Source organism: Pseudomonas sp. NPDC090208 (genome assembly GCF_044746785.1).
In the GTDB taxonomy this organism is placed as follows: Bacteria; Pseudomonadota; Gammaproteobacteria; order Pseudomonadales; family Pseudomonadaceae; genus Aquipseudomonas.
The window spans coordinates 385,225-398,114 of record NZ_JBIVCU010000002.1; the positions used below are offsets into that span (position 1 = coordinate 385,225).

At 61.9% G+C, this 12,890-nt stretch carries 7 protein-coding genes; 4 read left to right on the plus strand and 3 right to left on the minus strand.

Annotated features, from left to right (window positions below):
- Positions 1-159 precede the first annotated feature (159 nt).
- Entirely contained in the window at positions 160-2,574 is a 2,415-nt protein-coding gene (gene lon, locus ACIPL0_RS04825; RefSeq protein WP_400592956.1) for an endopeptidase La, read from the minus strand.
- Positions 2,575-2,956: 382 nt separating this feature from the next.
- On the opposite strand from lon, the gene ACIPL0_RS04830 reads away from it, so the two are divergent.
- Genes ACIPL0_RS04830 through ACIPL0_RS04845 form a run of 4 tightly spaced genes read left to right on the plus strand, consistent with a single transcriptional unit; the run spans position 2,957 to position 7,319 of the window.
- Positions 2,957-3,628, plus strand: a complete 672-nt coding sequence (locus tag ACIPL0_RS04830) for a methylamine utilization protein (protein ID WP_400592953.1) — start codon at positions 2,957-2,959, stop codon at positions 3,626-3,628.
- Entirely contained in the window at positions 3,625-5,979 is a 2,355-nt protein-coding gene (locus tag ACIPL0_RS04835; RefSeq protein ID WP_400592950.1) for a putative bifunctional diguanylate cyclase/phosphodiesterase, read from the plus strand. Before ACIPL0_RS04830 ends, ACIPL0_RS04835 begins: the two co-directional genes overlap by 4 nt.
- A gap of 60 nt (positions 5,980-6,039) precedes the next feature.
- On the plus strand, positions 6,040-6,888 hold the full coding sequence (locus tag ACIPL0_RS04840) for a DUF3034 family protein (RefSeq protein WP_400593919.1): 849 nt from the start codon (positions 6,040-6,042) through the stop codon (positions 6,886-6,888).
- Positions 6,889-6,890: 2 nt separating this feature from the next.
- Positions 6,891-7,319, plus strand: a complete 429-nt coding sequence (locus ACIPL0_RS04845) for a group 1 truncated hemoglobin (RefSeq protein WP_400592948.1) — start codon at positions 6,891-6,893, stop codon at positions 7,317-7,319.
- Between the two features lie 1,283 nt (positions 7,320-8,602).
- Here the strand turns inward: ACIPL0_RS04845 and ACIPL0_RS04850 are convergent.
- Both ACIPL0_RS04850 and ACIPL0_RS04855 read right to left on the minus strand, forming a co-directional pair.
- Positions 8,603-11,023, minus strand: coding sequence for a glucose/quinate/shikimate family membrane-bound PQQ-dependent dehydrogenase (locus tag ACIPL0_RS04850; RefSeq protein ID WP_400592946.1), 2,421 nt, complete (start codon positions 11,021-11,023; stop codon positions 8,603-8,605).
- Between the two features lie 125 nt (positions 11,024-11,148).
- Positions 11,149-12,501 carry a carbohydrate porin gene (locus ACIPL0_RS04855; RefSeq protein ID WP_400592943.1) on the minus strand — a complete coding sequence of 451 codons (1,353 nt, stop codon included), beginning with the start codon at positions 12,499-12,501 and terminating at the stop codon, positions 11,149-11,151.
- Between the last annotated feature and the right edge of the window lie 389 nt (positions 12,502-12,890).

Here is a 12,890-nt window from a genome sequence, read left to right on the forward strand (position 1 = left end):
GCGTACTAACCGTCGTCACAACCTCGACAGATAGATCGTAATCGCGAGCAAGCTCACTCCTACAAAATTACGCGGGGTGACCTGTGTAGCAGTCCGGCTTGCCGGCGGTAGCGATCCAGAAGACGCCACCGCCGGCAAGCCGGACTGCTACGGGGCACGTTAGAACAACACCTTCGACACATCCGAGAAGCGCTTGGCGAAGTGCACGGTCAGGCCTTCCTTGAGGTAGTCCGGCAGTTCTTCAAAGTTGCCACGGTTGGCTTCCGGCAGGATCAGTTCAAAGATCTTCTGCCGGCGCGCCGCGATGACTTTCTCGCGCACGCCGCCAATCGGCAGGACATGGCCGGTGAGGGTCAGCTCGCCGGTCATCGCCACGCCTTTCTTCGGCGCCTGATTACGCGCCAGCGACAGCAGGGCGCTGGCCATGGTCACGCCAGCGCTCGGGCCGTCTTTCGGTGTAGCGCCTTCCGGCACGTGCAGGTGAACGAACGCCTCGTCGAAGAAGCCCTTGTCGCCGCCGAACTTCGCCAGATTCGAGCTGACGTAGCTGTAGGCGATTTCCGCAGACTCTTTCATCACATCGCCCAGTTGCCCGGTCAGCTTGAAGCCGCGGTTATGGGTGTGGATGCGTGTGGCTTCAATCGGCAAGGTCGCGCCGCCCATGCTGGTCCAGGCCAGACCGGTAATCACGCCCGTGCCGGACAACACCTGTTCGCTGCGGAACACCGGCATGCCGAGGGAGGCTTCCAGGTCTTTCGGGCCGATCTTGACCACCGTGTCCGGGTTATCCAGCAACTTGACCACGGCCTTGCGCACCAGTTTGCCCAACTGTTTTTCCAGCTGACGCACGCCGGACTCGCGGGCATAGCCCTCGATGACCGCACGCAGGGCGCTGTCGCTGATGGTCAGGCTGCTTTTCGACACGCCAGCCTTGTCCAGCTGCTTGGGCCACAGGTGGCGTTTGGCGATGGCCAGTTTTTCTTCGGTGATGTAGCCGGACAGGCGAATCACTTCCATGCGGTCCAGCAGCGGGCCGGGGATCGAGTCCAGGGTGTTGGCGGTGCAGACGAACAGCACTTTCGACAGATCCAGACGCAGGTCCAGGTAGTGATCGAGGAATTCGACGTTCTGCTCCGGATCGAGGGTTTCCAGCAGCGCCGAGGCCGGGTCGCCCTGATAGCTCTGGCCCATCTTGTCGATCTCGTCGAGCATGATCACCGGGTTCATCACCTCCACTTCTTTCAGTGCCTGCACCAGCTTGCCCGGTTGGGCGCCGATGTAGGTGCGGCGGTGGCCCTTGATCTCGGCTTCGTCGCGCATGCCGCCGAGGCTGAAACGGTAAAACGGACGCCCCAGCGACTCGGCAATCGATTTGCCGACACTGGTCTTGCCCACGCCCGGCGGGCCGACCAGCAGCACGATGGAGCCAGCGATCTCGCCTTTATAGGCACCGACCGCGAGGAATTCGAGAATACGGCTCTTGATGTCGTCGAGCCCGGCGTGATGCTGGTCGAGCACCTTGCGCGCGTGTTTCAGGTCGAGCTTGTCTTCACCGTACACGCCCCATGGCACCGAGCTGGCCCAGTCCAGGTAGTTACGGGTGACGGCGTATTCCGGCGAGCCGGTTTCCAGTACCGACAGCTTGTTGATCTCTTCGTCGATGCGCTTGCGTGCCTGCGGCGGCAGAACCTTGCCGGCCAGACGCTCTTCAAACTGCTCGATGTCGGCGCTGCGGTCGTCCTTGGTCAGCCCCAGCTCCTGCTGGATGACCTTCAGTTGTTCCTTGAGGAAAAACTCGCGCTGGTGCTCGCCGATCTTGCGGTTCACCTCGGCGGAGATTTCCTTCTGCAGGCGCGCTACTTCAACTTCCTTGCGCAGCATCGGCAAGACTTTTTCCATGCGCTTGAGCACGGGCACGCAGTCGAGCACTTCCTGCAGCTCGTTGCCTTTGGCCGACGTGAGGGCGGCGGCAAAGTCGGTCAGCGGCGAAGGATCGTTGGGGCTGAAGCGGTTGAGGTAGTTCTTCAGCTCTTCGCTGTACAGCGGGTTGAGCGGCAGCAGTTCCTTGATCGCATTGATCAGGGCCATGCCGTAGGCCTTGACCTCATCGGTCGGCTCATTGGGCTGGTGCGGGTATTCGACTTCCACCAGGAACGGCGGGCGATGGTGCTTGAGCCAGGTCTTGATGCGCACGCGGCTCAGGCCCTGGGCAACGAATTGCAGTTTGCCGCCTTCACGGCTGGCGTGATGGACCTTCACCAGGGTGCCGTATTCAGGCAGCGCCTTGGTGTCGAAATGGCGGGGGTCTTCAGGCGGCGTGTCCATGAAGAACAGCGCCAGCGAGTGGTGTTCGGACTTGCTCACCAGCTCCAGGGTTTCGGCCCAGGGTTCTTCGTTGACGATCACCGGCAGCACCTGCGCGGGGAAGAACGGGCGATTGTGAATCGGGATGACATAGACCTGATCGGGCAGATTCTGGCCCGGCAATGCCAGGCTCTTGCGGTCGGAACCGAGCACGACGTGTTCGTGATCGAGTTCGTCGGCGTGTGTGGCGTCTGCTTGCTGGTCGCTCATGGGGCACCTGCATAAAGGGAGTTGAGGCTTAGATGGGGCAGTGGGGTACAGGTTTCAATAGCCGCCATTCATACCTGTGTATAGAAGCGCGCCGCGTATTTGTGGCAATCCGCTTGTTTTTGCCGCCATCGGTGGCACCGTCGTGGAGCCTGTCGCAGGGATGAACGGTGCTCAGGATTCACTTGTTCGAGTCGATAACGATAGAGAGAGTGTGGAGCGTCGGAGGGGCAATATCGGCCGTTTGTCGGCGAATCGTGCGGTGATGGCATTTTGATATTTTTAGTGCGTGATCTTCCGCTCCCGGGCGGCTAACCTGCGCGGGACGCAACAGATATTGCCAGGGCCGGCACTTTTTTCGACCATGCCGTTCTGGAACGTCTACATGACCCATGTTGCTCCGTCATTTCTGCTGGCTGCGAGTTTGTTGTGCGCCAGCGTCGTTCATGCCGCCACGTTGACGGCTGATTTCGTCGACGCCCAGGGCAAGCCGCTGAACGATGTCGTGCTGACCCTGCAAGGGCCGGCAGGCAAGCCCGATCCTGCGCCCAAAGCCGACATGGACCAGCGCAATCAGCGTTTCGCACCCCATGTGCTGGCTGTGCGTACCGGCACCCAGATCAAATTCCCCAACAGCGACAACATCCGCCATCAGGTCTACTCCTTTTCGGCGGCGAAACGTTTCGAGTTGCGTCTGTATGGCGGCACACCGTCGGACCCGGTGCTGTTCGACAAGCCGGGCATCGTGGTGCTGGGCTGCAACATCCACGACTGGATGTTGGGCTATGTTTATGTCACGGACGATCCGTGGTTCGGTGTCAGCGACGGTAAAGGTGCGCTGACCCTCGATCAACTGCCTGCCGGCCATTACAAGGCCACCCTGTGGCATCCACAGGTACAGGACATGCAATCCGTGCCAGGAGGCGATTTTGATATCCCTGCCGAAGGTCTGCACCGACGCATCACCGTTGCGATCCAGCCCAAGGCTGACGACATGCCGGCCGCGCCGCCCCCCGATGCGTTCAGCGACGCCTTTCACAAGGCCGCCCATGAATGAAATTGCGCGTTAGCTTTCAGGCACGCATTGCCGGCGTGTTGATCATGTTGTTGCTGACCGTGGTCGTGGCGGTGTTTCTTGCCGTCAAGGCGGCGACCCAGGACGCCGTGCGCAAGCAGGCCCAGGCGCAACTGGAGGTCGGCACGCGGGTGTTTGAAGGCTTGCTGGAAATGCGCGGCAAGCGTCTGCGCGATGCCGTGCAATTGCTCTCCAGCGACTTCGGTTTTCGCGATGCGGTGGCCTCGGCGGACTCGGCGACGATCCGCTCGGTATTGCTCAACCATGGCGCGCGAATCAGCGCCGACGACATGTTTCTGCTGGGCATGGACGGCACTGTGCTGTCCAGCACTGCCGAGCAGATCCCGGCCGGTTCGCCGTTTCCGTACACCAAGGCGCTGCGTGAACTGAAGTCGCGCAACCAGTCGATGCTCATCGTGCCGTTGCAGGGCAAAGCGCACCTGCTGGTGGAGAGCACTGTACTGGCCCCGCTGCCGATCGCCCGGGTGGTCATGGGGTTCAGCATGGACGACGAGCTGGCACGGGAGCTGCGCACCCTCAGCGGTCTGGAAGTGTCGTTCCTGTCGGTGGTCGACCGCACTCAAGGGCAGATCGTCAGTACCCAGCCGTCGGCGATGTTCGACAGCCTGGGGCAGGTGATGATGAGCCCGGCCAGCGAGCAGAGTCAGATGACTCGGCACTCCAGCCACAGCTTTCTGAGCAAGACCCTGGAGTTGGACAACACCGGTAATGACAACGGCGACCGCGTCGTCGCGTTGCTGCAAAGCCCGCTGGATCAGGCGATGCAGGCGTTCGCGCCGATCAACGAGCGGATTTTCTGGATCACCGTGATTGCGCTGCTCGGTTCGCTGATCGGCACATTGCTGCTGGCAAGAAGCGTGTCCCTGCCGGTGCGCGCCCTGGCGCTGGCGGCCCGGCGCATTGGCGACGGCGATTACGGTACCCAGGTCGAACTGCGCCGCAATGACGAACTGGGCCTGCTGGCCGGGGCGATCAATTCGATGCAGAGCGGCATTGCCGAACGCGAACAGCAACTGGCGCACAACGCCCTGCATGACGGCTTGACCGGCCTGCCCAACCGGGTGCTGGTGATGGAGCGTCTGACCAGCGCCATCGCCGCCCAGCGCCCGGTGGCGCTGCTGTGCCTGGGCATCGACAACTTCCCGGCCATCAATGACAGCATCGGCGCGGAAGGGGTCGAGGACCTGTTGCAGCGCGTCGGCGAGCAAGTGCAACTGCCGCTGCGGCCGGGTGATACGGCGGCGCGGCTGTCCGGCCACGAATTTCTGCTGCTGGTGGAAAACGCCGAAAGCGACACGGCGGTGGCGATGGCGGACCGTCTGCAACGCCTGCTGATGGTGGCGCACCGCATCGGCGAACACGACGTCGTGCTGGAGCCCAGCATCGGCATCGCTACTTATCCGCACAACGGCGACATGCCGTCCGAACTGCTGCGCCGCGCCGCCATCGCGCGTCAGGATGCTTCGCAAATGCCCGGCCGTTTGCGGGTATATGAAGACGGTCGCGACCTGGCGCACCAACGCCAGATCAGCCTGATTCGCGACCTGCGCCATGCCGCGCACAAGGGCGAACTGGCGCTGCACTACCAGCCCAAACTGGATATCCGCAATGGCCGCGTGCGTCAGGCGGAAGCCTTGCTGCGCTGGCAGCATCCGCAATTCGGCGCGGTCTCGCCGGCAGAATTCATTGCCCTGGCCGAGCGCACCGGCAGCATCCGCACGCTGACGCTTTGGGTCATCGAAGAAGCCATGCGCCAACTGGCCGAATGGGCGCGGCGGGGTCTGCATGTGCAACTGTCGGTGAACATTTCCGCCGATGACCTGCTCAGTGCGCAACTGGTGGACCGCGTGTCGGGCCTGCTCAAACGCTATCGCGTGCCGGCCGAACAGCTGATTTTCGAGATCACCGAAAGCGCGGTCATGCGCGAGCCAGAGCATTCGCTCAGAGTCCTCAATGCGTTGCGTGAGCTGGGGATCAGCCTGTCGGTGGACGACTTCGGCACCGGTTACTCGTCGCTGGCGCACCTCAAGCGCCTGCCGGTGCAGGAGTTGAAAATCGATCAGTCGTTCGTGCGCAACCTGGATGAAACCAGCGAGGACGCGGTGATCGTCCGTTCAACCATTGAAATGAGCCACAACCTGGGTCTGAAGGTGGTGGCTGAAGGTGTCGAGTATCAGCACAGCCTGCGCCTGCTGGAGCGCTGGCATTGCGACACCGCGCAGGGCTATCTGATCAGCCGGCCGCTCAATGCGCTGGCGTTCGAGGCATGGATCGCCAATTCCCTTACTTCACCGGGCATGGTGCTTCACTGAGTGGTTCGATGACTTATGACACGTAGTCTCTCGGCTGTTTTCAGCCCTGTGGTGTTGGCAATGGTGGCGGGTGGATGCGCTTCGGCCCTGAGCGGTACGGCTGAAGCCGGCGGCCAGGGGCGTCTGATCGCCACGGGCGGTGCCACCAGTATCGAAGGTGCGGCGGGCGGCGGGATCATCCCGTGGGCCGTGCTGGCCGGGTATGACGAAAAGGGCGAGTGGGGCACGAACCTGTTCGCCACCCACATTGACCTGCCGGATTACACGCTGGATGTCGCCGGCATGGCGTTTTCCTACGGCAACCGTGTAGAGGTGTCCTACGCGCACCAGCGCTTTGACCTTGGCTCGCTGGTTCACAAGTTCAGCCTGCCGGAAGACAACCTCAGCCAGGACATCTTCGGGGTCAAGGTTCGCCTGTTTGGCGACCTGATCTACGACCAGTTGCCGCAGGTGTCCGTAGGGCTTGAGTACAAGCATCAGAACGACTTCCTGATCCCCAGCCTGGTCGGCGCCAGACGCGATTCGGACGTCGAGGGCTACCTCACCGCCAGCCGCTTGTTCATGGGCGCGGCGTTTGGCTACAACGTGGTGGTCAACGGCGGCGTGCGCTACAGCCGCGCCAACGAAACCGGACTGCTCGGTTTCGGCGGCGATCGTCGCGACAGCCGCAGCGTGCTCAAGGAGGGTTCGGTGGCGCTGCTGTTCAACCCGCGCTGGGCGGTGGGTGTCGAGTACCGCGAGAAGCCGGACAACCTGTCGTTTGCCGGTGAAAGCGACTGGGCTGACGCCTTTGTCGGCTGGTTCCCCAACAAGCACGTGTCCGTGGTGCTGGCCTACGCCCGCCTCGGTGAAATCGCCACGCTGGACAACCAGAACGGTACTTATCTGTCCATCCAGGGGAGTTTTTGATCATGCGCCCCTTGTCCTGGATCACCGTGCTGATGCTGGCGCTACTGGTCGGCTGCGCGCAGCAGCCGCCGAAGGATGACAGCTTGTACCGCGACCTCGGCGAACGAGCCGGGATTCAGAAAATCGTCGAAGGCATGCTGTTGCATGTGGCACGGGACCCTCGGATCTACAAATTCTTCGCCAAGGTCGACATCGTCCGCGTGCGCAACAAACTGATCGAGAAATTCTGCGTGGAAGCGGGCGGGCCGTGTACCTACACCGGCGACACCCTGGCCGAGGCACACAAAGGCCTGAACCTGAGCCGTAGCGACTTCAATGCGCTGGTGGAAAACCTGATCGATTCAATGGACGATCAACACATACCCGTACCGGTGCAAAACCGCCTGATCGCACGACTGGCGCCGCAGCGCGGGGATGTGATCGAGAAGTGAAGGATCACCCGTAGCAGTCCGGCTTGCTGGCGGTGGCGATTTCAAGAACGTCTTCGCGGGCAAGCCCGCTCCCACAGGAGTTTGGGTTTCGCCGGCTTTTGATCTGGCTTTTGATTTTGATCTTGGGCCCCGTTCCAGAAGGCCGAACGCAGGCGATGTGGAGTGGGTTGAGCGACAGGATGTCGCGAGAGCCGCGTGGGCCATGGATGGCCCATTCGCGGCGTGCCCACGGAGCATTGCCTGTGTGAGGGAACACCGAGCATTAGCGAGGTGCCGTATGGCGGGGTAAAGAGCCCTTGGTTACTTGGGGCTTTTCCAAGTAACTCGCCGCCCGGCGAAACCAGCTGCGTTAGCAGCTACAGCGATCCGCCAGATAAACCGAGTGCATAGGATTTACGACGACTTCGTCGCCGGTCGCAGGGCAAGCCAGCTCCTACAAGAGTTCGCGTAACGTGCTGGAGGCGAAATGGGGCTGCGTTCGCAGATCAGCAATCCATCAGACACACCGCATGCACAGGTTTTACGACGACTTCGTCGCCGATCGCGGGCAAGCGCGCTCCTACAGCTGGTCGCAGGGCAAGCCAGCTCCTATAGGGAGTTTGGGTTTCGCAGGCTTTTGATCTGGCTTTTGATTTTGATCTTGGGGCCCCGTCCCAGAAGGCCGAACGCAGGCGATGTGGAGTGGGTCGAGCGACAGGATGTCGCGAGAGCCGCGTGGGCCATGGATGGCCCATTCGCGGCGTGCCCCCGGAGCATTGCCTGTGTGAGGGCATGCCGAGCCTGGGCGAGGCACCGTATGGTGGGGATAGGAGCCCTTGGTTACTTGGGGCTTTTCCAAGTAACTCGCCGTCAGGCGAAACAGGGCTGCGTTAGCAGACTCGGCGGAGTAACTGACACACCGAGTGCACAGGTTTTACGACGACTGCGTCGCCGGTCGCAGGGCAAGCCAGCTCCTACAAGGGTTCGCGTAACGTGCTGAGGGCGAAACAGGGCTGCGTTAGCAGACTCGGTGGGGTGTCAGACAAGCCAAGGACACAGGTTTTACGACGACTTCGTCGCCGGTCGCAGGGCAAGCCAGCTCCTACAAGGGTTCGCGTAACGTGCCGGGGGCGAAACAGGGCTGCGTTAGCAGACCATGCAACCTGTCAGGCACACCGAACGCACAGGTTTTACGACGACTTCGTCGCCGGTCGCAGGGCAAGCCAGCTCCTACACAGGGACGGTGTAAACAAAAAAGGCGGTCATCTCGCGATGACCGCCTTTTCGTTTACCGCGCTACCGAATCAGTTCGGCAGCTTGTAGGCAATGATGTAATCGCCCATGCGCGTGCCCAGCGAGCCGTGGCCGCCAGCAACGATCAGCACATATTGCTTGCCGTCCTTGCCGGTGTAGGTCATCGGTGTAGCCTGGCCGCCTGCTGGCAGACGCCCGGCGAACAGCTCCTTGCCGGTCTTCACGTCGTAGGCACGCAGATACTGGTCGAGAGTACCGGCGAGGAAGCCAACGCCGCCTGCGGTCACAATCGAACCGCCCATGCTCGGCACACCGACCGGCAGACCGATCGGTACCGGCGTGTTGTCACGGCTGGTGCCGTTCTTGTGCTTCCAGATCACCTGATTGGTGGTCAGGTCGACCGCCGCCACGTTACCCCACGACGGCGCCTGGCACGGCAGGCCGAACTGCGACATCAGCGGATGCATGATCACCGCGTACGGCGCACCGGTGTTCGGCTGCACGCCGCTGGTTTCGCTCTCGCGCTTGCTGCCCGCTTCCACCTTGGCACGCGGTACCAGTTTCGAGACGAAGGCCATGTAGTTCGGGCTGGTGAACAGCAGTTGACGGACCGGATCGACCGACACGGCGCCCCAGTTGAACACGCCGACGTTACCCGGATAGACGATGGTGCCTTGCTCGGACGGCGGGGTGTACTGGCCTTCATAGCGCAGTTGCTTGAACTGGATGCGGCAGAGCATCTGGTCAAACGGGCTGGCGCCCCACATGGCTTTTTCGGTCAGCTCCGGCGGCAGCATGTTCAGCTCGGAACGGGCCTGGGTCGGCGCGGTGTGGTCGCCCTGGGCGGCACCGGTCGGCGCCGGGACTTCGTGGATCGGCACGATCGGCGTACCGTCGCGACGATCCAGCACGTACAGGCTGCCTTGCTTGGTCGGCTGAATCACGGCCGGTTTGACGCCGTCCTTGGTCTTCAGGTTGATCAGCGTCGGCTGGCTCGGTACGTCCATGTCCCACAGGTCGTGGTGGGTGAACTGATAGTTCCAGCGCACCTTGCCGCTGTTGACGTCCAGCGCGACCAGACCGGCGCTGAACTTCTCGGCGCCCGGCGTGCGATCGCCGCCGTACTGGTCAGGCATCTGGTTGCCCAGAGGCAGGAACACCAGGCCGAGTTTTTCGTCGACGCTGGCCAGCGACCACATGTTCGGCGCGTTGCGCGAGTAGAACTGGTCGGCAGCGATCGGCGCGGTGGCGTCCGGGTTGTTCGGGTCCCAGTTCCACACCAGACGACCGTCGTGGACGTCGTAGGCGCGAATCACGCCGGACGGCTCGTTGGTCGATTCGTTGTCGGTGACGTGGCCGCCGATGATCACCAGATTGCGGGTGATCGCCGCCGGCGAGGTGGAGTAGTAGCCACCTGGCGTGAACGGGCCGATATTGGCACGCAGATCGACCGCGCCCTTGTTGGCGAAGTCTTCACAGACCTTGCCGGTGTCGGCGTTCAGCGCGATCAGGCGAGCATCGGCGGTCGGCAGGTACAGACGACGCGGGCACGCCGTTGCAACCGCTTTGCCGGCGGTTGACAGCGCGGCTGCCGGGGCGCCGACGTCCGACTTGGCGTAGGCGTCTTCGTCGTAGTACGACACGCCACGGCAGGTCATGTGCGCCCAGCCGGTGAAGTCCTTGGCGCCTTCCTTCTGGATCTGCGGGTCGTAGCTCCAGATCGTCTTGCCGGTGTCAGGGTCCAGCGCCAGCACTTTGCTGTGCGGTGTGCAGGCATAGATCATGCCGTTGACCTTGAGCGGGGTGTTCTCGTTGGTCAGCTCCACCGGGTCTTCTGCGTTGGGCAGGTCGCCCGTGCGGATACGCCAGGCTTCCTGCAGCTTGCCGACGTTTTCCGGGGTGATCTGTTTCAGCGGCGAGTAGCGGTTGCCGTGTTCGGAGCGGCCATAGGCCTGCCAGTCGCCATCGGGCATCGGCTGCGGATCGTAGGCCACGCCTGCGTCGTCGCGGTCGAGTGTGCCTTTGATCTCACCCGGGCTGGTGAACTGGCTGGCGAGGGCGGCCAGACCGGCCAGCACCACTGCGATGCTCAGAGCCGTGGCAGGCAGACCGCCGGGTTGGCCGCGCAGCAGCGGACGGCGGAACCATGGCAGCAGCATGACGATGCCCAGCACGAACCACAGCGACAGGCGTGGCACCAGTTGCCACCAGTCCAGGCCGACTTCCCACAGCGCCCAGACGGTACTGGCGAACAGCACCAGGGCGAACACGCCAAGGGCCGAACGGCGGCCCATGATCAGCAACACGCCCGTGACGACAAAGCCGATCCCGGCGAGCAGGTAGTACAGCGAACCGCCCAGTGTCAGTAGTTGTACACCCCCGGCCAGCAAGGCCAGGCCCATGATGAGAATCACCAGCCCGAGCACGCTCGGTAACCGGCGACCCTGACTGAAAGCACCTTCAGTGCTCATAGTGTCGTACTCCGTAACGATTAAGTGGTTGACGCTAGTCCCTTCTTGCGCCGGGGCTGATGCTTTGAAGCCCTGCCCCTAACGCTAGTTCCTGAAAAAGAATTCAGAAAGCCGATAACGATCGATCAGAACGAGGACTGGATTTTCAGACCGGCCACCAGCGCGTCATCGACCTGACTCACACCACCCGGATGGCGGATGAATTGCAGGTTGGGACGCACGGTCAGCCAGTTGGTCAGGTGCACGCCGTAATACAGCTCGGCGTTGTATTCGGTGTCCTGCACCGGCAGGAAGGCCGGGTCGTGGTAGTCGCTGACGTTGTTGGCCAGGTTCTGCAGGTTGATGTTCTTGCGGTACGCCGGGTTGACGTGGATGCGGCTGACGGCCAGACCGATGTCATCTTTCGGGCGGGCGTCGAACGGACCGGCGTAGGTCATGCCGAGCGCGACGAAGTTGTCGACCATGTTGGTCTTCTTGTCGTGCAGGGTGCCGTTGGCGAACAGGCTCAGGCCGCGGCTGTTGTCGCTGGCCAGGCCAGTGACTTGCTGACGCAGGGTCAGCCACATGCCGTGCTTGCTGGACGATGGCGCGTGCTCTTCACCGGTGAGGGCGGCGTAGCGACCATTGCTGTCCTTGTACACGTCGGTGCTGTCGGCGGTGCTGTAGTAGTAACCGAGGCGGTACTCGCCCGGCAGGTCGTTGACCTTCGGCGACCAGACCAGCTCAACCGGCAACACCGCACCCTGCGTGCCGCTGCCGCTGAGCTTGAAGTTGTTGTCGTTTTCCAGGTTCGACGGGTTCTGCTCGAAGGCGCCGACCTGCACGAACAGCTCGGGGTTGAGCTGGTATTTGACGCGCATCGCCCACTGGCTGATCGGCCAGTTGTACCAGATGCCACCGCCCCAGTTGCCGACCTGCGAGCCGCAGAAAGACAGGTTCTGGAAGTCACAGGGGAAGGTGTTGAAGTCTTCGCCTTCGTTGAAGCGGCCGACCTTGATGCTGAGTTTCTGGTCGAAGAATTTCTGCTGGTACCACATGTCCGTCAGGCGGGTGACATTGCCACGGCCCCAGACTTCCTGGGACGAGGAAATGGTGCCGGCACGCGGATCGCCGATGCGGTCGTTGCTGATGTTGTCGCCGTTGCGATTGGTCAGGGTCAGCTGGAATTCAGCATCGTGCCAGCCAAGGATTTTCTGCAGGTCCAGATGCGCGCCGATGGCGAACTGGTCGCTGTAGCGGGTGGCCTTGTCATGGTTGTAGCCGCCGTGCAGGTTGGAGCCCACCTCGACCACGGTGTCGAATTTGAAGTCGTAACCTTCTTGCGACAGCTCGCTGCGCTTGCCACCCCAGTCGCCCAGCATCCACGGTGATTCGCTGTCGAAGGCCGAGGCTGCGTGAGCGCCGGTGGTCAGGCAGACCAGGGCGAGGCCCGTCAGGCTGTTCTGGCGGAAAGTGCGACGTTTCTTGTGTCTGTCCATGGCGACGAGCTCTTGTTGGATACGGGTCAATACAACGGCAAACGCCCCCGCTGAGCAGGGGTACTGCAGGGCAGGTGAAGCAACGATGATTGGATTAATCGTTTCAGCGTTTTTCAGGGCGGCGATGATAGGGTGCTAACGATTTTTTAAAAAGACGAAAATACGACATGAATAGTTACTAAAACAGCAATAGTCGTAAATAGGTGAGGTAGCGCTGTCCTATAGTAACTACAAGAGCATTTGGCTCTTTCAGACTGACAGGGGAAGGCAAGACCGTTGCGTTATCTGTACAGGTAAGGCGAGGAACTGTGGGAGCGGATTTATCCGCGATGCAGTCTTTCAGGCGACATGGATGTGCCGACCCTACGGACCTCTCGCGAATGAATTCG

What these genes read in the sequence shown, in the direction of transcription:
- lon (WP_400592956.1), bottom strand. Translation starts at nt 2,574, where the DNA reads ATGAGCGACCAGCAAGCAGACGCCACACACGCCGACGAACTCGATCAC.
- ACIPL0_RS04830 (WP_400592953.1), top strand. Translation starts at nt 2,957, where the DNA reads ATGACCCATGTTGCTCCGTCATTTCTGCTGGCTGCGAGTTTGTTGTGC.
- ACIPL0_RS04835 (WP_400592950.1), top strand. Translation starts at nt 3,625, where the DNA reads ATGAAATTGCGCGTTAGCTTTCAGGCACGCATTGCCGGCGTGTTGATC.
- ACIPL0_RS04840 (WP_400593919.1), top strand. Translation starts at nt 6,040, where the DNA reads ATGGTGGCGGGTGGATGCGCTTCGGCCCTGAGCGGTACGGCTGAAGCC.
- ACIPL0_RS04845 (WP_400592948.1), top strand. Translation starts at nt 6,891, where the DNA reads ATGCGCCCCTTGTCCTGGATCACCGTGCTGATGCTGGCGCTACTGGTC.
- ACIPL0_RS04850 (WP_400592946.1), bottom strand. Translation starts at nt 11,023, where the DNA reads ATGAGCACTGAAGGTGCTTTCAGTCAGGGTCGCCGGTTACCGAGCGTG.
- ACIPL0_RS04855 (WP_400592943.1), bottom strand. Translation starts at nt 12,501, where the DNA reads ATGGACAGACACAAGAAACGTCGCACTTTCCGCCAGAACAGCCTGACG.